Source organism: Bradyrhizobium sp. BRP56 (assembly GCF_020194035.1).
In the GTDB taxonomy this organism is placed as follows: domain Bacteria; phylum Pseudomonadota; class Alphaproteobacteria; order Rhizobiales; family Xanthobacteraceae; genus Bradyrhizobium; species Bradyrhizobium australafricanum.
Genome location: NZ_JADYVV010000076.1, coordinates 14,325 through 36,125, shown reverse-complemented (window position 1 = coordinate 36,125; position 21,801 = coordinate 14,325). Strand labels below are relative to the sequence as shown.

Sequence of the window (21,801 nt, the reverse complement as noted above, 5' to 3'; positions counted from 1 at the left end):
ACACCGAGTATGTGGCAGCCACCCCGCTAAAACCCCGGCCGTGGAACGTGGCTCATCAGCGTCCGCGCATAGCCGCCATCGACGATGATCTCCTCACCATTGACGTATGACGAGCGGTCGCTGGCCAGGAACAGGGTCGCGTCCGCCATGTCCTGCGTTGCGCCGATCCGGCGCATCGGCACCACGGCGGTGCGCCGCTCGGTGACCCCTGGCGTGTCGTAGAAGGCCTGGCTCATCGGCGTCACGACAAGGCCGGGGCTCACCACATTGCTGCGGATGCCATGCGGCCCCCATTCGGCGGCGAGTTGCTGCGAGAGCATGACGACCGCGGCCTTGCTGACGCTGTAGGCGCCGCTCTGCCCCTGCGCATTGCTGGCAGCGATCGAGGCGACGTGGATGAGGCTGCCGCGTCCGGCCTTGCGCATCTGGTGGCCGAACGCCTGGGCGCAGATGAAATAGCCGGTGAGATTGACCGCCAGCACCGCATTCCATTCCGCGAGCGGCAGCGTGTCGAGCCCGCCCGGACGCAGCACCGCCGCGGTGTTGACGAGGATGTCGCAAGCGCCGAGCGTGCGCGCGACGGCGTCGGCGGCTGCCGCGACATTGTCCTCGCTGGTCGTGTCGCAGGTCGCGACGAGATGACCGTCGCCGAACTCGCCAAGCTGTGCCTTGGTCTCCGCGAGGGAGCGCTCGTCGCGATCGAGCGCGGCGACCCTGGCGCCGGCCCGCGCGAAACTGACGGCGGTGGCGCGGCCGATACCGCCGCCTCCGCCGGTGACGACGGCAACGCGGCCCGACAGGCCGAGCCAGTCGGAGGAATGTTGTTCGGTCATGGGGCGCCTCCCGCGCGTTTTGGTTTTATACCGCAAGCATAGCCGAACGCGCCGCAGGCGAGAGCGATCCCGGCACGCATGCCGGAATCGCTTTTCCGCCGATGCTAGCCGGGAATCCCCGCCGCGACCTGGCCGCGCAGACGCTCGAGGCTGAGCAGCGTGTTGGCGCAGGCTTCCGCGACCTCGATCCCCTTGATGACGAAGTGCTTGCGGAAGAACTCGTAATGCACCTCGGTCTCGTGGAATTGCTGCGGCGTCAGCACCGCCGAGAACACCGGCACCTCGGTGCGCAATTGCACATCCATCAACGCCTTGATCACGGTGTCGGCGACGAATTCGTGGCGGTAGATGCCGCCATCGACGACGAGCCCGGCCGCGACGATCGCGGTGTAGCGGCGGGTCTTCGCCAGCAGCTGGGCATGCAGCGGGATCTCGAACGAGCCCGGCACCTCGAACACGTCGACATTGGTGATGTGACGCGCCTCGATCTCCTTCAGGAAGGAGATGCGGCACTCTTCCACCACGTCGCGATGCCAGGACGACTGCACGAAGGCAACGCGCTGCGGCTTTGCGAAGTGCGGATGCTCCGGCGCCGGCGGAATGGCCGGCGTATCGGGAGCACTTTCTGCCTGGGAGGTTTGGACTTGAGAAGCTTGAACGTCTTGGTCTTGCAACATCTGATTCATGGCTTTCCTCTTTCAGGACCAGAATCAGGGCACACGGACAACGACACGAGCCCACGCGAAAATCGCGTTGGCCGCCGCAACCGTTCTCTTTCATCCGGACTGTAACCGTCGGCTTCGGAATTGCACCGAATCTGCTGACCCTTCCCCCGGCTTCGCGGAGGAAGGCGCTCGCGGGCTTGGGCTCATCACCCTTACCGCCGGTGGGGATTTTCACCCCGCCCTGAGAACTCGGCACGCCCAGAATGGACGTGCCTGAGCAGAAATATGACCAAAGCGCGACAGCCGGGCAAGGCCTTTGGCATGGGGAAACGGCATGTCCCCATGAGCACGTTGCGGCTCTGCAAGGTTGATGCGAGGGCCCGACGGCTGATTCACGGGCGCGGCGAAGCGCCGGCAAATGGTTAACAAAGCGTTACGCGAACGCCTAGATTCCGATTTGTTCTCAAAATCGCAGATGTGGCGGAGATCAGCTGTGGACGATGCGCGCTTTGGCTGTGGACGGACTCGGCGTGCGGTTGCGCGGATTCCGCAAATCACATCACTTCATCGGCGTCAGGTCCAGGGGCATCCGGAAGCCCGCATCAGGAACTGCACTCGGCCACGACGCAGTATGTCGCAAGTGCCGGCTTCCGTGTGCGTATCAAGCGATCATAAGAACAAGGTCCGAGACGGCATGTCCCTCCTCGAAAGCATCATCGATTCCCGGAATAACCCGCTTGCGGTGGTCGAAGATATCGCCACCGACAACAACTGGGCGTTCGAGCGTTCCGGCGAAGACGAGGTGACGATCGTCTCCAAGGGAGACTGGATCGATTATCAGCTCTCGTTCACCTGGATGGGCGAGATCGAGGCGCTGCATCTCGCCTGCGCCTTCGACATGAAGATGCCGCCGGCGCGGCGCGCCGAGGTGCAGCGGCTGGTCGCCGCGATCAACGAACAATTGTGGGTCGGCCATTTCGATCTGTGGACCCACACCGGCATGGTGATGCACCGTCAGGCGCTGGTGCTGCCCGGCGGTCTCACCGCCTCCACCGCGCAGTGCGAGGCCATGGTGGTCAACGCGATCCACGCCTGCGAGCGCTACTACCCGGCGTTCCAGTTCGTGGTATGGGCCGGCAAGTCGACCGCCGAGGCGATGGCCGCGGCGATGTTCGATACCGAGGGCGAGGCGTAAGCTCCACGGACTCAATAGTCATGCGCGGGCTTGACCCGCGCATCCATCCGACAAAGCTGCTTTCATTCCGATGGATTGCCGGGTCAAGCCCGGCAATGACATTTGGCAGCTTGTGGCTCGCGCTTCACTTCACTAGAACCGCCTGTGGTTATGGGTCCCGGCTTTCGCCGGGACGACACCGGGTTTGTGGAGACGCCTGTGAGCACGAGCAGCGCACTGAAAAACTCGACCGGCACCATCGCGCTCGCGGGCGCGGGCAAGATGGGCGGCGCCATGCTGACCGGCTGGCTCGCGCAGGGCCTTGCACCCGAGCACGTCGCGGTGATCGACCCGTATCTCTCGCCGGAGATTTCCGCGCTTGCCGCAAAGGGCGTGCGGCTCAATCCGCAAGCGAAGGATCTCGGCACGGTCGACACGCTTGTCGTCGCGGTGAAGCCGCAATCATTCCGCGACGCCGGCGCCGCACTGAAATCCTTCGTCGGTCCCTCGACGCTCGTCGTTTCGATCATGGCCGGCACGACCATGTCAGCGCTGGAAGAGATTGTCGGCGGCGCCGTGGTGCGCGCGATGCCGAACACGCCGGCGGCGATCGGCCGCGGCATCACCGTTGCCGTACCGTCGAAGCGCGTCACCGCCGCGCAGCGCGCGATGACCGATGCGCTGCTGAAAGCGACCGGGCTCGTCGAATGGGTCGACGATGAGAGCCTGATGGACGCGGTGACCGCGGTCTCCGGCTCGGGCCCGGCCTATGTCTTCCTGCTCGCCGAGGAGCTGGCACGCGCCGGCGTTGCGGCCGGCCTGCCGGAGCAGCTTGCGACCACGCTGGCGCGGGCGACCGTCGCCGGCTCCGGCGAGTTGCTGCATCGCTCGGATCTGCCGTCGGCGACCCTGCGGCAGAACGTCACCTCGCCCGGCGGCACCACCGCTGCGGCACTCGAGGTGCTGATGGCCAATGACGGCATGCAGCCGCTGATGACCCGCGCGGTTGCCGCCGCGACAAGGCGCTCAAGGGAATTGGCGAAGTAGCGCATGCACCGTCATTGCCGGGCTTGACCCGGCAATCCATCGAACAAGGACGCTTTCTTCCTTGATGGATGCGCGGGTCAGGCCCGCGCATGACGAGTTCGCCGGACCAACGACACAGGCCGCCTACTGCGCCGAACCCGACGTCCCGGCCAGCCGCTTGTTGAAGCTTTCGACATTGATCAGACCGCGGGCATGGCGGCCTTCGCCGAGCTTGCGCGAGCCCTCAAAGGCCTCGACCTCGAAGCGGATCACGCGGCGTTCGACCGCGATCACTTTTGAGGTCGTCCGCACGGTGGCGCCGACCAGCGCGGCGGCGAGATGGCGGATATCGACCTCGGTCCCGACCGTGACCCAACCGGGCTGCAGCGCGGCGCGAATGGCATCGCCCGACGCCATCTCCATGTCGAGGATCATCATCGGCGTCGCATAGACCATCGGCATGCCCGGCACGAAGTGACCGACGGTGCGCTCCGGCGGCACCACGAGCATGCGCTCGGCGCTCATGCCGATCTTGATGAAGTCGCGTGCATCCATTGGGCGCCTCAAAACAGGTGTCGTCCCGGGCAAGCGAAGCGCGACCCGGGACCCATAACCACGAATATCAATCGGTCGAAAGCTGAGGTCGCAGCCTTTGCCAATCACCGGCATCGGTGGTTATGGGTCCCTGCTCCCGTGCGCAATTGCGCACTCGGCAGGGACGACGAAATGAATGCGAATTATTTTTTCGCCGCAGCCGCGCGCTCGACGAACGACTTGCCGCCCTTCATCTTGTGATGCAGCGGCGCTTCGTTGATCTGGATCACGACCGCGTCGGCATCGACGCCGAGATTCTTCACCAGCGCCTGGGTGATGTCGCGCATCATGCCGAGCTTCTGCTCGTCGGTGCGGCCGGCGGCCATGCTCACGGTGATCTCAGGCATCGTTGCTCTCCCTCTTGTTGTCGCCATGGCCGGGCTCCTCCCGGCCATTCACGTCGCCGCGCATCAAACAAGAGGTGGATGCCCGGCACAAGGCCGGGCATGACGTCACCAGCGAATGGCTATCCCCACGCCACGTCATGCCGCGCCAGGACCTCGCGGACCCTGGCGACCAGATCGGCCTCAGCGCAGGAGAACTGCGCCGGACGCGTCTCACGCCATTCCTGGTTGGAGGCGATCGCAGCGGCGGCCTTGGCGCCCTCGATCAGATCCTTGATCTGCACCTCGCCGCGCGCCTTCTCGTCCGAGCCCTGGATGATCACGCAGGGCGAGTTGCGGCGATCGGCATATTTGAGCTGGTTGCCCATGTTCTTCGGATTGCCGAGATAGAGCTCGGCGCGGATGCCGGCCTGGCGCAACTGTGCGACCATCTTCTGGTAGTCGGCGACACGATCGCGATCGAACACGGTGACGACGACAGGGCCGGACTCGGCCCGCGTGTCGAGCTGGCCGAGCATCGTCAGCGCGGCCTGCAGGCGCGACACGCCGATCGAGAAGCCCGTTGCCGGCACCGGCTCGCCGCGGAAGCGCGAGACCAGGCCGTCATAGCGGCCGCCGCCACCGACCGAGCCGAACCGCACCGGGCGGCCCTTCTCATCCTTGGTGTCGAGCAGCAGCTCTACCTCGTAGACCGGGCCGGTGTAATATTCGAGGCCGCGAACGACAGTGGGATCGATGCGGATGCGATCCGCGCCATAGCCGGACGCCGCGACCAGCTTGGCGATCTCTTCGAGCTCGCTCACGCCGGCCTGACCAACTTCGCTCTTCGCCAGATAGGTCTCGGCCGCAGCAATCGCCTCTCGCCAATCGTCACGCTTCTGCGTGACGGCCAGGACGATATCGGCATCCGCGGGGCTCAGGTCGGCGCCCTTGGTAAAGTCGCCCTTGCCTTCTTCGCCGCCATCCCATCGTCCGGCACCAAGCAGCTTGCGAACTTCCTCGGCGGGAAATTTGTCGAGCTTGTCGATCGCGCGCAGCACGGTGAGGCGACGGCCTGCATTCTCGTCACCGCCGAGACCGATCGCCTCGAGCACGCCGTCGAGCACCTTGCGGTTGTTCACCTTCACGACATAGGAGCCGCGCGGAATGCCGAGCGCTTCCATCGTGTCGGCCGCCATCATGCAGATCTCGGCGTCGGCCGCCGGCGTCGCCGAGCCGACGGTGTCGGCGTCGAACTGCATGAACTGACGGAAGCGGCCGGGACCCGGCTTCTCGTTGCGGAAGACATAGCCGAACCGATACGACCGATAAGGCTTCGGCAGCGCGTCGAAGTTTTCCGCGACATAGCGCGCCAGCGGCGCGGTGAGGTCGTAGCGCAGCGAGATCCACTGCTCGTCATCGTCCTGGAACGAGAACACGCCCTCGTTGGGACGGTCCTGGTCGGGCAGGAACTTGCCGAGCGCGTCGGTGTATTCCATCGCCGGCGTCTCCACCGGCTCGAAGCCGTAGAGCTCGTAGACGGCGCGGATCTTCTCCACCATCGCCCGCGTGGCATTGATCGCGGCCGGGCCGCGATCTTCCAGCCCGCGCGGCAGGCGCGCCTTCAGTTTCTGGGGTTTTTTGGGTTTCTCGGCCATGTCATGCGCTACAAGGTCTGTAAGCCGCGGTAGCTTACAAATAGAACGCCGGGTTACCAGCCGAGGCGGCGCGGAGCAAGGTATCCGGCCGCTCTTACCTCGCCCCGCTTGCGGGGAGAGGTCGGAATTCAAGCGTAGCTTGAATTCCGGGTGAGGGGGACTCTCCGCGAGCCCCAATGTGGAGGAAGCCCCTCACCCCACCCTCTCCCCGCAAGCGCGGGGCGAGGGAGTCGGAGAGCGTGCCTACCTTACGTCCGCCAAATCGCCAATCAGGCGACGTTCCTGATCCAGTTATGCGGGTCGTTGGTGCGACCGTACTGGATGTCGACCAGCTTCTTGCGCAGGCCCATGGCGACCGGCCCGGCCACGCCGCCGCTGATCTGGAAGTCGCCGTTCGCCGAGCACACCTTGCCGATCGGCGAGATGACGGCCGCGGTGCCGCAGGCGAACGCCTCCTTCAGCTTGCCGCTGGCGGCGTCAGCGCGCCATTGCTGGATCGTGTAGGGCTCCTCGCGCACGCGCGTGCCGGCATCCTTGGCAAGCGCGATGATCGAGTCGCGGGTGATGCCGGGCAGGATGGTGCCGAGCGGAGGCGTCAGCAGCGAGCCGTCGTCGAACACGAAGAACACGTTCATGCCGCCGAGCTCCTCGATGTAACGGCGCTCGACCGCATCGAGGAACACGACCTGGTCGCAGCCCCGTTCGATCGCCTCGGCCTGCGCGCGCAGGCTGGCGGCGTAGTTGCCGCCGCATTTGACGGCACCGGTGCCGCCGATTGCGGCGCGCGTGTAATTCTCCGACACCCAGATCGACACCGGCGCAGGGCCACCCTTGAAATAGGAGCCGACCGGCGAGGCGATGACCGAGAAGATGTATTCGGCCGACGGCTTCACGCCGAGGAAGACCTCGCTCGCGATCATGAAGGGCCGCAGATAGAGACTGCCCTCGCCGCCCGGGATCCAGGCGCGATCGATCCGAACCAGCTGCTCGACCGCATCGATGAACAAATCCTCGGGCAACGGCGCCATCGCCATGCGCTCGGCCGAATCATGGAAGCGGCGGGCGTTGGCGTCCGGCCGAAACAGGTTCACGCCGCCGTCGTCGCGCTTGTAGGCCTTGAGACCTTCGAAAATTTCCTGGGCGTAGTGCAGCACCGCGCCGGCCGGATCGAGCGGAAAATTCGCGCGGGCCTCGACGCGGGCGCTGTGCCAGCCCTTGCCCTGGCTGTAGCGGACGATCGCCATGTGATCGGTAAAGACCCGGCCGAAGCCGGGGTCCACGAGCTTCGCCGCGCGATCCTTGTCGGACGTCGCATTCGGCGAAGGCTGGATGTCAAATTTCAAAGTCATTTTTCTTGCTTTCCGCTGTCGGAACCGGCGCGATACCCGGCGCCGGCCTGTTTCCCCCGGAGCCATCAGGCTCGGCTGGCCCGAACTTCACCACCGCCGGCCGCGCCGCCGACTTCCATCGCCAACATGCCGTTTAGACATGCTTTTGCGGAATGCTGAAGTCCAGTATGTTTGCCGAAATGCCGCTCGACAATCGCACGGTAGTCCAATTTGCGGCCCAAACCGCCTCACAGGCTCGTTCAGGCCGCCTTAAACGCTGTCGAGGACAAAACGACCTAATGTTTCGTCGTGACAGGCAGTTTTGTAACATTGAACCCAAGATACGTCAATATGACTGACATAAATTTCTCAGGCATGGCTGCCAAGCCCGATTCGCAGGGAGACGACAACGCTCCTGGGGCGGGGGTACGCGACCTGCGCTGGGACATCATCGAGCTGTTGTTCTTCGCCTACCGCGACTTTGTCGGCGATGCCGACCAGGAGCTGGAGGCGTTCGGCTTCGGCCGCGCCCACCACCGCGTCATCCACTTCGTGACCCGCTATCCGGGGCTGAAGGTCGCCGACCTGCTCGACGTCCTGCGCATCACCAAGCAGTCGCTCGGGCGCGTGCTCAAGCAGCTCTTGGACGAGGGCTACATCGTGCAGAAGACCGGCAACAACGACCGCCGGCAGCGCCTGCTCTACGCCACCCCGAAGGGCGAGGCGCTGGTCGCCAAGCTCGCAGGGCTGCAGACCGACCGCATCAACCGCGCGGTCGCCGGCATCGATCCGGCCGGCGTCGAGACGGTTCGCCAATTCCTCCGCGCGATGATCGACCGCGACGATCCCGACAAGGTGCTCGAAGCGATCTTCGGCGGCGGCAGAAAAACGAGGGAGTGAGCTGGTGCAGGCTGCAACCATGATGCGCGCGCCGGTCGAGCCGGCCGACGACGCGCCGCACCTTCTGCTGGTCGACGACGACCGCCGTATTCGCGACCTGTTGTCGCGCTTTCTCTCCGGCGAAGGCTACCGGGTCACGACGGCAATGAGCGCCACCGATGCGCGCGCCAAGCTGCTCGGGCTGCATTTCGACCTGCTGATCCTCGACGTGATGATGCCCGGCGAGAACGGCTTCGACCTCGCCCGCTTCATCCGCAGCTCCTCGACGGTGCCGATCATCATGCTGACCGCCCGCCACGAGGCGGAAGCCCGCATCGAGGGCCTGCAGATCGGCGCCGACGATTATGTCGCCAAGCCGTTCGAGCCGCGCGAGCTGGTGCTCCGGATCGGCAATATCCTCAAGCGCACTGCGCCGCCGCAGGTCGCGGTCGTCGAGCAGATCGCGTTCGGCCCCTATATCTTCCACATCGAGCGCAGCGAACTGCGTCAGGGCGAGGAGATCATCCATCTCACCGATCGCGAGCGCGAGATGCTGCGCATCCTCGCCAGCGCGCCCGGCGAGACCGTGCCGCGCGCCGAGTTGACCTCCGGCGGCACCGTCAACGAACGCGCGGTCGACGTGCAGATCAACCGCCTGCGCCGCAAGATCGAGCACGATCCCGCCAATCCGCTATTCCTGCAGGCGGTGCGCGGCATCGGCTATCGCCTGGTCGCCTCGCCATAAGATGCTGCCAAAGATGCTGCCATGAGCACGCTCGACTCCGGCCTGACCCTGATCCGCAACGCCTCGCAGCGCGTCTCGAAGGCGAACGGCTGGATGGGCAATGCGTTCAAGAGCTGGATGCCGACCGGCCTCTATGCCCGCGCGCTGCTGATCATGATCGTGCCGATGGTGATCCTGCAGACCGTGGTGGCGTTCGTGTTCATGGAGCGGCACTGGAACACGGTGACGCGGCGCCTATCGGCCGCGGTGGTGTCCGATATCGCCGCGCTGATCGACGTCTACAAGAGCTACCCGCAGGACAAGGACCGCGCGCAGCTCCGCCGCATCGCCCAGAAACTGCAGCTGGTGGTCGACTTCCTTCCCGCCGGCGACATGCCGCCGCCCGGGCCGAAGCCGTTCTTCTCGCTGCTCGACCAGACGCTGTCGGTGCAGCTCGGCCGCCAGATCAGCCGTCCGTTCTGGATCGACACCGTCGGCAAATCCAATTTGGTCGAGATCCGCGTGCAGCTCGACGATTCGGTGATGCGGATCTTCGCCCAGCGCAGCGCCGCCTACGCCTCCAATTCGGAGATCTTCATCTTCTGGATGCTCGGCACCTCGACGATCCTCCTGATCGTCGCCGTGCTGTTCCTGCGCAACCAGATCAAGCCGATCCTGCGGCTCGCCGACGCCGCCGAAAGTTTCGGCAAGGGCCGCGAGGCGCCGAACTTCCGGCCACGCGGCGCGCGCGAGGTACGGCGCGCGGCGCAGGCCTTCATCGAGATGAAAGCACGCGTCGAGCGTTCGATCGAGCAGCGCACCGCGATGCTCGCCGGCGTATCGCATGATCTGCGCACCATCCTGACCCGGTTCAAGCTCGAGCTTGCCCTGATCGGCGAAGGTCCCGAGATCGACGCGATGCGCAAGGACGTCGACGAGATGTCGATGATGCTGGAGGACTACCTTGCCTTCGCGCGCGGCGATTCCGGCGAGGTCGCGCAGCCGACCGACATGGCGTTGGCGCTGGAGGAATTGCGCAGCGACGCCGAGCGCCACGGCCACACCGCAACCGTTGCATTCCACGGCCTGCCCGTCGTCACGGTGAAGCCGGCCTCGTTCAAGCGCTGTCTCGCCAACCTCGTCTCCAACGCGGCGCGCCACGCCAACACCATCTCGATCACCGGCCATCGCGACCACCGCTATCTCAACGTCACCGTCGACGACGACGGGCCGGGCATCCCCGCCGACATGCGCGAGGAGGTGTTCAAGCCGTTCCTGCGGCTCGACGATGCCCGCAACCAGGACGAAGGCGGCACCGGGCTCGGGCTTGCAATCGCCCGCGACATCGCCCGCTCGCATGGCGGCGACATCATGCTCAGCGAAAGCCCGATGGGCGGCCTGCGCGCCGTCGTGCGGGTGCCCGTGTAACAGCGTTTTCGAGCGAAGTGGACGCCGGTTCGCGTCAAGAAAACGCGTCCAAACAACAAATTCGAGCTACCAGCGGTAGGACAAGGAGCCGATGACCTGCCGCCGTTCGCCGGCATAACAGTAACCGGACTGGCAGGTCTGGTAGTGCGTGTCGAACAGATTGGTCGCGTTCAGGCGCGCGGTGGCGCCGAGGAAGCGCCGGTCCAGCTTGCCCAGATCGTAATCGATCACCGCATCGAACAGCGTCGTCGCCGCATTCTGGAACGTGTTCTGGTCGTTGCCGAAGTTCGTGCCGATATAACGCACGCCGAGACCAAGCCCGAGGCCCTCGACGGGCACGCCGGACTGGAACGTATATTTGCCGAAGGCGGCGAAGGAATTCCTCGGAATGCCGGAGAGCTCATTGCCGGTCGTATCGGGATTGCCCTGCGTGATCACGACGTTGAGATGGGTGTAGGCGGCGGTGAGATCAAATCCCTGCTTGAGCGCCAGCTTCGCCTCGAGCTCCACGCCCTTGGATTCGACCTGCCCGGTCGCTGCCTGGAACGCCATGTTGTTCGGATCGGTGCGCAGCACATTGTCCTGCGTGATGTCGAACACCGCGGCGGTCAACAGCACCGGAACGTTCGGCATCTGATACTTGATGCCCACTTCCTTCTGCTCGCCGGTGGTCGGCCTGAACGGCAATCCGGATGCGTCGACGCCGACCTGCGGGGCGAATGCCGTCGCGTAGCTGATATAGGGCGCAATGCCGTTGTCGAAGACGTAGCTGAGGCCCGCACGGCCCGTGAAGGCGGTGGCCTTTTGCGTTGACGGCACGCCGTCCAGACCCGCGGTCGTCGTCTGCGACACCCAGCTCTGGCGCCCATTGAGCGTCAGAATGAAGCCGCCGAGCTTGGCCTGCTCCTGTGCATAGACACCGACCTCGTCGGTCGACTGCTTGTTGAAGATCGAGAATGTCGGCGTCGCGATCGCCTGGGCGCCGTAGTTCATGGTCAGGAGATTGAGATCGGGCGCCGGCCCGTAACCGATCTTGTCGTTGTAGTAGGAGTGACCGTAGTCGACACCGAACAGCACGGTATTCTTGATCGCGCCGAGCATGAACTTGGCCTCGGCCTGATTGTCGAGCGTCACCGTGTTGAAGCTGTCCAGTATCCGCCAGGCGGACCGCGACGCCAGATTGGTGCTGCTGTCGATCGAATCGATCTGGGTGTATTTCGCGTCGACGTCGACCTGGTAGAAGCGGAAGTTCTGCCGCACCGTCCACACGTCGTCGACATTGTGCTCGAACGCGTAGCCGATGCGATATTGCTTCTGATCCATCGCGCTGAATGCCGGATCATTCGAATAGATGTTGGTCAATTGTCCGTCGGGCGTGCGGAAGTTGCCGATGCTCGCGGCGGTTCGGCTGCTTTGATATTCGCTGAGGATGGTGAAGGACGTGTCGGCGTCGGGCCGCCAGGTCAGCGCCGGCGCGATATAGGCGCGATCGTCGTCGTTGCCCGGATACCAGGTCTTTGCGTCGCGGAGCAGACCCGTCAGCCGGTAGTACAGCTGATCGCTGCCGGGCACCGGACCACCGACATCGAAACTGCCCTGGTAACGGTCGTAGGTGCCGCCCTGCAGCTGCACCTCACCGAATGCCGTCAACGGCGGCCGCTTGGTCGTGACATCCACGATGCCTCCCGGAGAGCCGAGGCCATAGAGGCCCGAGGCTGGTCCGCGCAGGATCGACACGCTGTCGAGACCGTAAGGTTCGATCTTGGGAATGGCGAAGTTGCCGCCGCCCTGACGCAGGCCGTCGCGATAGATCCCCGTATAGGTCGCATCGAAGCCACGGATGTAGAAGCTATCGAACCTTGGATCATAGCCGAACGCCGTGGTCGTCACACCGGGCGTGTAGCTGACGGCGTCCTTGAGCGTCTGAACGTTGCGATCCCTCAGCTCCTTTTGCGTCACGACCGAAAGCGACTGCGGTGTCTCGATCAGCGCAGTGCTGGTCTTGGTGCCGGCCGTGCTCGCGGTCGCGACGTAACCCGTCGTCATACCGATCGCGCCTCCTGTGCCTTGCGACCGCGGAGCCTGACTCTGGGCGGGCGCAGTCACATTGCGGCGCCGATTCGCCGCGACCGCGCGCGAAGTCCTGGTGTTCTGACTTGAAACGACGGCACCGCGCTTTTTTGCGGCGCCAGGTTCATCCACCGTCACTGCGGGAAGTTCGCTGACATTGTTCTGCGGAGGACTTGTCTGCGCCTGAGCGTAGGCGACGTCTGTGCCCATTGGCACAAGTATGACCGAACCGAGTAGCGCTGCATTGATCGCAGCCGTTGATCCGAGCAAACCGCGCTTGCTCCGCAACGAAGCCATTCCCACCGAACAAATCCCCACATTGCCTTACGCCGACATCGATCGAGCCGCGTTTGCGACAAGGCCGACATCGATTGGGGCGGACTTCTATCGGCGGGATGATCGAAATTCCACACGCGCAAAATAGAATCGATGGAAGCAGCAACGAAGCGCAACACTGGAGTGATTCAAGATGCGCAACGCTGGAACGATTCAAAACGACATGTTGGCGCGTCAGGCTTTCGACACAACGAATGCGATGCACGTCGTCTCTCGCAGAGAGTCTCGAACGCGAGGCGCGCAGCGATCATTCAATGATGTTGCGTGCCGTCGACGTCATCGCGCGCCAAGGAGCGCACGAACGCGGTGAACCGTCATCCCGCGCAAAGCCGCGGGGGTGACGGGGGAGGGATCGGATGGATTGCACATCGCCTCAGCGCAAGATTGCTTTGCAATTTTGTCGCGAGCTACTCGAAGTGATGGTGGTGCAAGCAGCGCAGCCTCTCGGGATGCGAGGCGATGCATTCAGGCGCGCGGCAACGGCCGAATGCGCTGCGCGCTACTTCTGCTTGGGCAGGAGGCCTTTCAGCTTTTCCATGTCCTTGACGTTCATCTTCATGCCGCCGGGCATGATGATGTCGCCGGCCTTCTGGTCGCTTTTGCAGGCGCCGAGCCACTTCGCCTCGATGGTCATCGTGGTGTCGCGCGAGCCGGCCGCGCCGCCTTCGGCATGCGAGGTGCTCTTCACCGTGTAGGCGGAATTGAAATCGCCGACGATCTCGGCATGGCTCTGCATCGTCATGCCGGCGACGCTGCAGACGCTGTCGCTGACATAGCCGGTCGCGGTCTTCTGGATATCCTGCTTCGAGCAGACTTCCTTGGCCATCGGCGAGGCCGCCGCGCTCATCTCCTTGTCGGTGGTCTCGTCGGTGCAGTGCTGCATGGTGATTTCCGGCATCGGCCCGCCGGTGCGCACCATTTTCATCTCCCACAGACCGGCCTTGCGGATCGGCAGGTCGACGGCACTTGCGGCGCCAGCGGACAGGACAAGGCACACAGCCGAACCAAGCAAGGCAAGCTGTCGGGTCATGCGGTCGGCTCCCGGCTGAACGATCGAAAGATCCGGTGCGCGCTCAGTAGAGCGTGCGCAGCGGCCTCTGGGCTGCGCCATAGGGCACCCAGCGACAGGCGAAAGAGATGTAGCCGCCCGGATAGTTCTGCATCGCAAGGAACTTGACCACCTTGCCGTAGGAGGCGCAGTGATCGACGGCGAGCTGCCGGGCGTCGCTCTGGGTCGCCAGCGTATAGGCGATGATACCGCCGGTATCATTGCCCTTGAATGGCGGCACCGGCTGCATCCAATCCGCCCGCGCCGGCACAACGGCCAGCATCCCGCAAACGGCAACCAGGCAAGCGGCCAATTTCCTTCGCATCGCAGACTCCATTTCGCTTCGAGCCAACATAGAGTGCGCCGGCGACCGTGAAAAGAACGAGCGGGCTCCCCAAAGTGGACTTCTCCGCAGGTGTTGCCGCCCTGCACTTGACCTTGCCGGGGCTTCACGGCACCGTCCGCGGCATCGGATAATCGGGTGGATTCCCATGCGCAACCTGTTCAACTCCCGCAATAAACTCGGCCGCAAGCTCGGCCTCGGCGCCGCACTCGTGGTCAGCCTTCTGGCTTTCGGGGGTACGGCCCAGGCCGCCAATCCGCTCGAAATGAACTTCTGGCTGTCCGGCCCGCGCTATGACGGCAATGTGGCCCCATGCGAGAAGGCCCTGACGGTCATCAGCACGCAATTCCAGGAAAAGGAAGCCACCTTCTGGAATTCGCCGCTCGTGATCACCGGCTTCAACGGGATTCACGAAACCGCCTTCCGTCCCTGGCAGTCCGACAATATTCCGCGCCGTTATTGCACGGGCGAGGCGATGCTGAGCGATGGCAAGGTGCGCAAGGTGCACTATTCGATCATCGAGGACGGCGGCTTTGCCAGCATCAATCAGGGCGTCGAATGGTGCGTCGCGGGGCTCGACCGCAACTGGGCCTATAACCCGTCCTGCAAGGCCGCCCGGCCCTGATCTCCGACCAGACTGCTAAAGCAGGAGCCGCCGCCATTTGGACGGCGGCTTTTTGTTCTTGAAATGTTCTCGCGGCCTGCTAGGCTCTGGGCGGTCGAGTGAGGGGAGCGTTTGATGCCTCGGTTGGACACGATTTCCCGATTTTTGATTTCGGTTGCCGTTATTCTGTGCGGTGCGGTCGGGGCGTCGGCCCAGGATCGCCGCCAGAATGCGCCCGGTGAGTTCGATTTCTACGTGCTGTCGCTGTCGTGGTCGCCCTCGTTCTGCGAGGCGGCGAGCGAGCGCGGCAACAACGGCCGCGGCACGCAGGCGCAGTGCGGCGGACGGCCCTATTCCTTCGTGGTGCACGGCCTCTGGCCGCAATATGAGCGGGGCTTTCCGGAATACTGCCAGCGGCCCTCGCCGCGACTCGCCCGCAGCATCATGAGCTCGATGCTCGACCTGATGCCGGCGCCCGGGCTGATCTACAACGAGTGGGACAAGCACGGCACCTGCTCCGGTCTCGGCGAACGCGCCTATTTCGAAGCCATCCGCAAGGCCCGCGCCACGGTGAAGATCCCCGAGGAATTCCTGCAATTGTCGGAGCCGAAGACGGTCGCACCCGACGAGCTGGAAACGGCGTTCATCAAGGTCAATCCGGGCCTCAGCAACTCCGCGATCTCGGTGACCTGCGACAGCAAGCGGCTCAGCGAGGTGCGGATCTGCCTCAGCAAGGATCTGCAATTCCGCTCCTGCGAGGAAATCGATCGCCGCGCCTGCCGCCGCGATCAGGTGCTGATGCCGCCGGTTCGCGGCGGCTGATCCCCTCCGCGTCGCGGCCGGACGGACGCGCACTCCGCGTCGTCGCGCAGACTGTTCCGGCCGTCCATCGCGAAACAAGCAAGATCAGGCGCAGATGCCCGGGAGCCGGCTACGCCAGGGCTTGGCCGAGCCCGGATGTTAACCCCGCCGAAGCTTTAGCGAAGGTCGGGACAAGCCCGGGCATGACGAGTACAACATGCGCACCCTTTGGGAGCGCAGCACGATCATCACATGAACTACCGTCACGCCTTTCATGCCGGCAGCTTTGCCGACGTCATCAAGCACATCGTGCTGGTGCGCATGCTCACCTATCTGCAGGACAAGCCGGCGCCGTTCCGCGTCATCGACACCCATGCCGGCGCCGGCCTCTATGATTTGACGTCGAGCGAAGCGCAGCGCGGCGGCGAATGGCTCACCGGCATCGCCCGGCTGATGCAGGCGCGGCTCTCCGACCAGGCATTGCCGCTGATCGCGCCCTATCTCGACATCGTCAGAGCATTCAATCCGAAAGGCGAGCTGAAAGCCTATCCTGGTTCGCCGTTGATCGCGCGGGCGCTGCTGCGTCCGCAAGATCGCCTCACCGCCTGCGAGATCGAACCGACGGCGCGCAAACAACTGATCGACGCCTTGCGACGCGACGCGCAAGCGCGCGTCGTCGATCTCGACGGCTGGATGGCGCTGCCCGCATTCGTGCCGCCGAACGAACGGCGCGGCCTGGTGCTGATCGATCCGCCGTTCGAAGCGAAGGACGAGTTCGAGCGGCTGGCCAGTGCTTTCACGGAAGCGTACGCGAAGTGGCCGACCGGCTCGTATCTTTTGTGGTACCCCGTAAAAACCCGGAGAGCCACCGACGAGCTAACGCGCAGTGTGGCCGCTGCAGCAGCAAGCAGCCGGCCCGCCGGCAAATGCCTGCGATTGGAATTCAGTGTGGCACCGCAAGAAGCAGGCGCAGGCCTCGTTTCCACAGGGCTTTTGCTGGTGAATCCGCCGTGGACGCTGGCGAATGAGTTGAAGATCATCCTGCCCGAACTCGAGAAGCCGCTCGGTCAAGGCGGCGCGGGACGCTTCAGACTCGAGACGCCTAAACCATGATCGACACCTCCTACTGAAAAGTTCAATTTTGAGCATAGGCAATTTGTGCGGAACCGTATTATGCTCATCCTGTTACGACTGGCTTTACGTTCCGCTTCCGCGAATGGTTGCGGCGGAGTGACAAGGCCGAAATAAAATCCAGGCGGACCGGCGGCGTGACGCCGGCCTGTTCAGGTGGCCAAGCTTCCGACAAGCGAATGTCGGTCAACCGCTACGCGGCGTGCGCGTAGCGGTGGAGCAATACGGGGGAGGAGTTTCCCGATGGCCATGACTGGGACAGTCAAGTTCTTCAACGGAGAGCGTGGCTACGGCTTCATCAAGCCTGATGATGGCGGCCGCGATGTGTTCGTTCACATCACAGCCGTCGAGCGTGCAGGATTGAAGGACCTGACTGAAGGACAACGCATTACGTTCGAGGTTGAGCCCGACAAGAAGGGCAAGGGCCCGAAGGCGGTCAACCTGGTGGTCTCATGACGAGCGCTCGCGATGCGCGGCTCGGGATGAACACCGAATGAGGCGTTGCGTGTGAGTTGACTGCCGAGCGCGGCTAGCGCTCGCTGGATGACCACCTGCATGATGCGGACGCGACTGGCGGTGCCGCATATCCCACACGTGCGGCCCACCGATTGGATTCGCGGACGCCGCGGCATGCATATCGCGTGCGCGACGTTGAGATCATCAACACAAAGAAAAATCCGGCCGCGCTAGGCGCGGCCGGGAGTTGATGGTCGACGTTTTCTTGTTCTCAGAAGTGATAGTTGATGCCGGCGCGAACCAGGCTGAAGCTGTAGCCGTTCGACACGCCACCGGTGATCGTGAAATTGCTGTTGGCAAGGTCGACGTAGAGATACTCGATCTTGGCGCTCCAGTGCGGGGCAAAACCCATTTCGGCGCCGGCACCGACGGTGAAGCCCGCATTGGTGTGGCTCTCCGTGATGCCGAACGTCTCGCCGCGCAGTTCGCCGAAGGCGAGACCGCCGGTCGCGTAGAACAGCACGTTGTTGACCGCATAGCCGGCGCGGCCGCGCACCGTGCCGAACCAAGGGTTGGAGAACTTCCACGGCGCGAAGCGGTCGTCGGCTGTGGTGCCCTGGATATCGGCCTCGATACCGAACACCCAGGGGGAGCCGTTCTGGAAGTTGTAGCCGGCCTGCACACCGCCGACGAAACCGGACGGCTTGGTCGGGTTGTTCTCGACCGAGCCCCAGCCATAGCCGACATTGCCGCCGAGATAGGGGCCGGCCCAGCTATAGGCATTGAGCGGCTGATAGACGGTATAGGGCGATCCGTAATTGAGGTCGGCCGACGCGGCCGAGGTCGTCCAGCCTGCAACGATCAGTGCCAGCGCACGCGCAACAAACCGGGTCATTGGTACTCTCCAGAACGCAACTGCCGCAGCCCGCCGGCGAGGGCCGGCGTGGTTACGGAATTCCACTTTTTTCGCTAAGGTTTATCGAGAGTTTTAAGTTAAAGGGCTGTTAAGCCCGGTTACCGGCCCGCTCATCAGTCTTAACAAGGTGTTACGCACCCCCCTCCCGGCGCCCGTGCGGGGCCGGTAACCTCCTGCAATCGAGGTGCTTTTTGTAGGTGCCGTCAACGCTGGCGACCGGTCGCCCAAGCACTTAGTTTACGGCCCATGGTTCACGATTCTCCCGAGCGCCCGACGCCGGCCTCCAAGGTTGACTCCAAGGCTGACCCCAAGCCGCGGCGCGGTTCAAAGTCCGACCTGCCACAGGACGATCTGGCGCTCGATACAAGCGACGTCGATCCCGAAACCTCCGCCGCCGAGGAGGAGGACGAGGCACGCCTGCCCGAGGCTTCGGAGGACGCCGCCGAGGCAGTCGCCGAGGGCACGCTCTCGGTCGGACATGCCGCGATCGAGAACGCGGTCCGCCTCGCCCCGACCTCGCCCGGCGTCTACCGCATGCTCAACGCTGCCAACGACGTGCTCTATGTCGGCAAGGCGAAGAACGTCAAAAAGCGGCTGTCGTCCTACGCGCGGGCCAACGCGCCGCTGCCGGCGCGCATCCTGCGCATGATCGCCGCGACCACGCAGGTCGAGATCGTCTCGACCATGACCGAGACCGAGGCGCTGCTGCTCGAAGCCAATCTGATCAAGCAGCTCCGTCCGCGCTTCAATGTGCAGCTGCGCGACGACAAGTCGTTTCCCTACATTCTGATCACCGGCGACCATTGGGCGCCGCAGATCCTCAAGCATCGCGGCGCGCAGTCGCGGCCCGGGCGCTATTTCGGCCCGTTCGCCAACGCAGGCGCGGTCAACCGCACCATCACGGCGCTGCAGCGCGCGTTTCTGATCCGCTCCTGCACCGACGGCTTCTTCGAAAGCCGCAGCCGGCCCTGCCTGCTCTATCAGATCAAGCGCTGCGCCGGTCCCTGCACGCGCGAGATCGACTTCCCCGGCTATAGCGAACTGGTGCGCGAGGCGACCGAATTCCTCTCCGGCCGCAGCCACGCCGTGAAGGAGCTGCTCGCGGCCGAAATGGAGAAGGCTTCCGGCGAGCTCGAGTTCGAAACCGCGGCGCTGTACCGCGACCGTCTCGCGGCGCTGTCGGCGATCCAGTCGCAGCAGGGCATCAATCCGCGCACGGTCGAAGAGGCCGATGTGTTCGCGATCCACCAGGAGGGTGGCTATTCCTGCGTCGAGGTGTTCTTCTTCCGCACCGGCCAGAACTGGGGCAACCGCGCCTATTTCCCGAAGGCCGAGAAGAGCTTCACGCCCGAGGAGGTGCTGTCCTCGTTCCTCGCGCAATTCTACGACGACAAGCCGCCGCCGAAGCTGATCCTGCTGTCGCACGAGATCGAGGAAAGCGCGCTGCTCGCCGACGCGCTGTCGGTCAAGGCCGGATCCAAGGTCGAGGTCTCGGTGCCGAAGCGCGGCGAGAAGAAGGAGCTGATCGGCCACGCCCTCACCAACGCGCGCGAGGCGCTCGGCCGCAAGCTCGCCGATACCGCGACGCAAAGCCGGCTGCTGGAGGGCATGGTCTCGACGCTCGGCCTGCCGCACACACCCAAGCGGATCGAGGTCTACGACAACAGCCACATCCAGGGCACCAACGCGGTCGGCGCGATGATCGTGGCGGGACCCGACGGGTTCATGAAAAACCAGTACCGCAAGTTCAACATCAAGTCCGAAGGGCTGACGCCCGGCGACGATTACGGAATGATGCGCGAGGTGCTGGAACGTCGCTTCAAGCGATTGCTGAAGCCGCCGGAGGGCGAGGCCGCAGCCAAGACGAAAGCGGACGACGATTCGTTCCCGCAATGGCCCGACCTCGTCATCATCGACGGCGGCCGCGGCCAGCTCAACGCGGTCCGGGAGATCTTCCAGAATCTCGGGCTGACCGAGGTCTCGTTGATGGCAGTTGCCAAGGGTCCGGAGCGCGATGCCGGGCGCGAAACCCTGTTCATGCCCGATCGCGAGGCCATCAAGCTGGAGCCGCGGGACCCGGTGCTCTATTTCATCCAGCGGCTGCGCGACGAGGCCCACCGCTTCGTGATCGGCTCGCACCGCAAGCTGCGCAAGAAGGACATCCGCGAGGCCGGACTGCAGGAGATCCCGGGCATCGGCCCGTCCCGCAAGCGTGCCCTGCTGCACCACTTCGGAACGCTCAAGGAGATCGAGCGGGCCTCGATCGCCGACCTCGGCAAGGTTCCCGGCGTCAGCGCCGAGAGCGCCCGCAAGATTTTCGAGTTTTTCCACGCCCAGCCGGGTTAAACCAAAGGCGAGTCATCAGGGCGTCGCCTGCGACAGGGCATCTAGGGCATGATGCGGAAAAGTGTGAGGCAGTTATCCGAAAAGATCATGCTTAAACAACGAGCTAAGGCGCTATGACGATGCAGCGCAATCTGGTCGCGCCTGACGCGTCCGCACGGTTGACCTTCTCGCTTCAGCGGTATTGGTAGAACGGATGAACATCGCCACGAGCCGGGGACAGACCAAGACCATGTCCCTTCCGAATATCCTGACCTACGCCCGGATCGCCGCGATCCCGGTGGTGATCGGCTGCGTCTACTGGCAATCGATCCTGGACGGCCCGTTGTGGCTGCGCTGGGTGGCGCTGGCCGTGTTCATTGCGGCTGGGATCACCGACTATCTCGACGGCTATTATGCCCGGATGTGGGACCAGCAGTCCGCCTTCGGCCGGATGCTCGATCCGATCGCCGACAAGCTGCTGGTCGCCTCCAGCCTTCTGATGCTGGCCGCCGACAATTCGATCCATGGCTGGACGCTGTGGGCGGCGATCGTGATCCTGTGCCGCGAGATCCTGGTCTCGGGCCTGCGCGAATATCTCGCAGGGCTCAGGGTCAGCGTTCCCGTCACCAAGCTGGCGAAATGGAAGACGACGATCCAGCTGGTGGCGATCGGCTTTCTGATCGCCGGCGAAGCGGGCGAGCAGGTCTTCCCGGCCACCACCCTGATCGGCATCGTACTGCTCTGGATGTCGGCGATCTTCACGATCTACACCGGCTGGGATTATTTCCGTGCCGGCATCCATCACCTCATCAAGGAGGATGAGGGATGAAGCTGAAATATTTCGCATGGGTGCGTGAACGCGTCGGCAAGGCTGAAGAGATCGTCGAGCCGCCGGCCGAGGTGCGCACCGTCGGCGACCTGATCGGCTGGCTTGCCGCGCGCGACGATGCCTACGCCTATGCGTTCGAGAAGCCGACGGTGATCCGCGCTGCGATCGACCACGCCCATGTCAAATCGGACGCGGCGATCTCCGGCGCCCGCGAGATCGCGTTCTTTCCGCCGATGACCGGCGGCTAGGATAGCGTTTTCGAGCGAAGTGGGTACCGGTTCGCGTGAAGAAAACGCGTCAAGCAAAGAAG

At 64.1% G+C, this 21,801-nt stretch carries 22 protein-coding genes and 1 riboswitch; of the genes, 12 read left to right on the top strand and 10 right to left on the bottom strand.

Going from position 1 to position 21,801, the window contains the following annotated elements:
* Positions 1 to 26 precede the first annotated feature (26 nt).
* Positions 27 to 833 (bottom strand): SDR family oxidoreductase, encoded by an 807-nt coding sequence (locus I6F38_RS36415; protein WP_225163798.1) that lies wholly within the window; start codon positions 831 to 833, stop codon positions 27 to 29.
* Between the two features lie 104 nt (positions 834 to 937).
* Positions 938 to 1,519, bottom strand: coding sequence for a 6,7-dimethyl-8-ribityllumazine synthase (locus I6F38_RS36410; protein WP_038388176.1), 582 nt, complete (start codon positions 1,517 to 1,519; stop codon positions 938 to 940).
* Between the two features lie 78 nt (positions 1,520 to 1,597).
* Positions 1,598 to 1,751, bottom strand: a riboswitch (FMN riboswitch).
* Between the two features lie 441 nt (positions 1,752 to 2,192).
* On the opposite strand from I6F38_RS36410, the gene I6F38_RS36405 reads away from it, so the two are divergent.
* Complete coding sequence (locus I6F38_RS36405) at positions 2,193 to 2,693, top strand: YbjN domain-containing protein (protein WP_225163797.1); 501 nt, start codon at positions 2,193 to 2,195, stop codon at positions 2,691 to 2,693.
* A gap of 150 nt (positions 2,694 to 2,843) precedes the next feature.
* Positions 2,844 to 3,719, top strand: coding sequence for a pyrroline-5-carboxylate reductase (proC, locus tag I6F38_RS36400; protein WP_225163808.1), 876 nt, complete (start codon positions 2,844 to 2,846; stop codon positions 3,717 to 3,719).
* Between the two features lie 123 nt (positions 3,720 to 3,842).
* On the opposite strand, the gene I6F38_RS36395 is transcribed toward proC, so the two are convergent.
* The 4 genes from I6F38_RS36395 to I6F38_RS36380 all read right to left on the bottom strand — a co-directional run bounded on the left by I6F38_RS36395 (position 3,843) and on the right by I6F38_RS36380 (position 7,622).
* Positions 3,843 to 4,253 (bottom strand): thioesterase family protein, encoded by a 411-nt coding sequence (locus I6F38_RS36395; RefSeq protein ID WP_225163796.1) that lies wholly within the window; start codon positions 4,251 to 4,253, stop codon positions 3,843 to 3,845.
* A gap of 182 nt (positions 4,254 to 4,435) precedes the next feature.
* A complete protein-coding gene (locus I6F38_RS36390) occupies positions 4,436 to 4,639 on the bottom strand; it encodes a tautomerase family protein (RefSeq protein WP_018269806.1) in 204 nt (67 codons plus the stop codon).
* 119 nt (positions 4,640 to 4,758) lie between these two features.
* Positions 4,759 to 6,273: a histidine--tRNA ligase gene (hisS, locus tag I6F38_RS36385; protein WP_225163795.1), complete on the bottom strand. Its 1,515-nt coding sequence runs from the start codon at positions 6,271 to 6,273 to the stop codon at positions 4,759 to 4,761.
* Positions 6,274 to 6,542: 269 nt separating this feature from the next.
* Positions 6,543 to 7,622 (bottom strand): branched-chain amino acid aminotransferase, encoded by a 1,080-nt coding sequence (locus tag I6F38_RS36380; RefSeq protein ID WP_225163794.1) that lies wholly within the window; start codon positions 7,620 to 7,622, stop codon positions 6,543 to 6,545.
* Positions 7,623 to 7,976: 354 nt separating this feature from the next.
* Here I6F38_RS36380 and I6F38_RS36375 point away from each other — a divergent pair, with 354 nt between their 5' ends.
* The 3 genes from I6F38_RS36375 to I6F38_RS36365 are packed head-to-tail and all read left to right on the top strand — an operon-like array spanning position 7,977 to position 10,632.
* Entirely contained in the window at positions 7,977 to 8,501 is a 525-nt protein-coding gene (locus I6F38_RS36375; RefSeq protein ID WP_176937171.1) for a MarR family winged helix-turn-helix transcriptional regulator, read from the top strand.
* A 1-nt stretch (position 8,502) separates the two neighbouring features.
* On the top strand, positions 8,503 to 9,225 hold the full coding sequence (locus I6F38_RS36370) for a response regulator transcription factor (RefSeq protein ID WP_162136690.1): 723 nt from the start codon (positions 8,503 to 8,505) through the stop codon (positions 9,223 to 9,225).
* Positions 9,226 to 9,246: 21 nt separating this feature from the next.
* Complete coding sequence (locus tag I6F38_RS36365; RefSeq protein ID WP_028333083.1) at positions 9,247 to 10,632, top strand: ATP-binding protein; 1,386 nt, start codon at positions 9,247 to 9,249, stop codon at positions 10,630 to 10,632.
* A gap of 66 nt (positions 10,633 to 10,698) precedes the next feature.
* On the opposite strand, the gene I6F38_RS36360 is transcribed toward I6F38_RS36365, so the two are convergent.
* The 3 genes from I6F38_RS36360 to I6F38_RS36350 all read right to left on the bottom strand — a co-directional run bounded on the left by I6F38_RS36360 (position 10,699) and on the right by I6F38_RS36350 (position 14,411).
* A complete protein-coding gene (locus I6F38_RS36360) occupies positions 10,699 to 12,678 on the bottom strand; it encodes a TonB-dependent siderophore receptor (RefSeq protein ID WP_225163793.1) in 1,980 nt (659 codons plus the stop codon).
* 859 nt (positions 12,679 to 13,537) lie between these two features.
* A complete protein-coding gene (locus I6F38_RS36355) occupies positions 13,538 to 14,068 on the bottom strand; it encodes a DUF3617 family protein (protein ID WP_018269802.1) in 531 nt (176 codons plus the stop codon).
* A gap of 43 nt (positions 14,069 to 14,111) precedes the next feature.
* Positions 14,112 to 14,411 carry a hypothetical protein gene (locus I6F38_RS36350; protein ID WP_028341043.1) on the bottom strand — a complete coding sequence of 100 codons (300 nt, stop codon included), beginning with the start codon at positions 14,409 to 14,411 and terminating at the stop codon, positions 14,112 to 14,114.
* Positions 14,412 to 14,577: 166 nt separating this feature from the next.
* On the opposite strand from I6F38_RS36350, the gene I6F38_RS36345 reads away from it, so the two are divergent.
* The 4 genes from I6F38_RS36345 to I6F38_RS36330 all read left to right on the top strand — a co-directional run bounded on the left by I6F38_RS36345 (position 14,578) and on the right by I6F38_RS36330 (position 17,421).
* Entirely contained in the window at positions 14,578 to 15,054 is a 477-nt protein-coding gene (locus tag I6F38_RS36345; RefSeq protein WP_028333079.1) for a hypothetical protein, read from the top strand.
* Positions 15,055 to 15,168: 114 nt separating this feature from the next.
* Positions 15,169 to 15,855 (top strand): ribonuclease T2, encoded by a 687-nt coding sequence (locus I6F38_RS36340; RefSeq protein ID WP_225163792.1) that lies wholly within the window; start codon positions 15,169 to 15,171, stop codon positions 15,853 to 15,855.
* A 231-nt stretch (positions 15,856 to 16,086) separates the two neighbouring features.
* Positions 16,087 to 16,947, top strand: coding sequence for a 23S rRNA (adenine(2030)-N(6))-methyltransferase RlmJ (gene rlmJ / locus I6F38_RS36335; RefSeq protein ID WP_057016622.1), 861 nt, complete (start codon positions 16,087 to 16,089; stop codon positions 16,945 to 16,947).
* A 261-nt stretch (positions 16,948 to 17,208) separates the two neighbouring features.
* A complete protein-coding gene (locus tag I6F38_RS36330) occupies positions 17,209 to 17,421 on the top strand; it encodes a cold-shock protein (RefSeq protein ID WP_016844477.1) in 213 nt (70 codons plus the stop codon).
* 271 nt (positions 17,422 to 17,692) lie between these two features.
* On the opposite strand, the gene I6F38_RS36325 is transcribed toward I6F38_RS36330, so the two are convergent.
* Positions 17,693 to 18,316, bottom strand: a complete 624-nt coding sequence (locus I6F38_RS36325; RefSeq protein ID WP_016844476.1) for an outer membrane protein — start codon at positions 18,314 to 18,316, stop codon at positions 17,693 to 17,695.
* Positions 18,317 to 18,583: 267 nt separating this feature from the next.
* Here I6F38_RS36325 and uvrC point away from each other — a divergent pair, with 267 nt between their 5' ends.
* From uvrC to moaD, 3 genes are all read left to right on the top strand, one after another.
* The gene (gene uvrC / locus I6F38_RS36320) at positions 18,584 to 20,683 is read left to right on the top strand and encodes an excinuclease ABC subunit UvrC (RefSeq protein WP_225163791.1); all 2,100 of its coding nucleotides are present in this window, start codon (positions 18,584 to 18,586) and stop codon (positions 20,681 to 20,683) included.
* Between the two features lie 193 nt (positions 20,684 to 20,876).
* Positions 20,877 to 21,491, top strand: coding sequence for a CDP-diacylglycerol--glycerol-3-phosphate 3-phosphatidyltransferase (gene pgsA / locus I6F38_RS36315; RefSeq protein WP_225163790.1), 615 nt, complete (start codon positions 20,877 to 20,879; stop codon positions 21,489 to 21,491).
* Positions 21,488 to 21,739: a molybdopterin converting factor subunit 1 gene (gene moaD / locus I6F38_RS36310; protein ID WP_028333074.1), complete on the top strand. Its 252-nt coding sequence runs from the start codon at positions 21,488 to 21,490 to the stop codon at positions 21,737 to 21,739. The genes pgsA and moaD overlap by 4 nt, the downstream gene beginning before the upstream one ends.
* Positions 21,740 to 21,801: the final 62 nt, after the last annotated feature.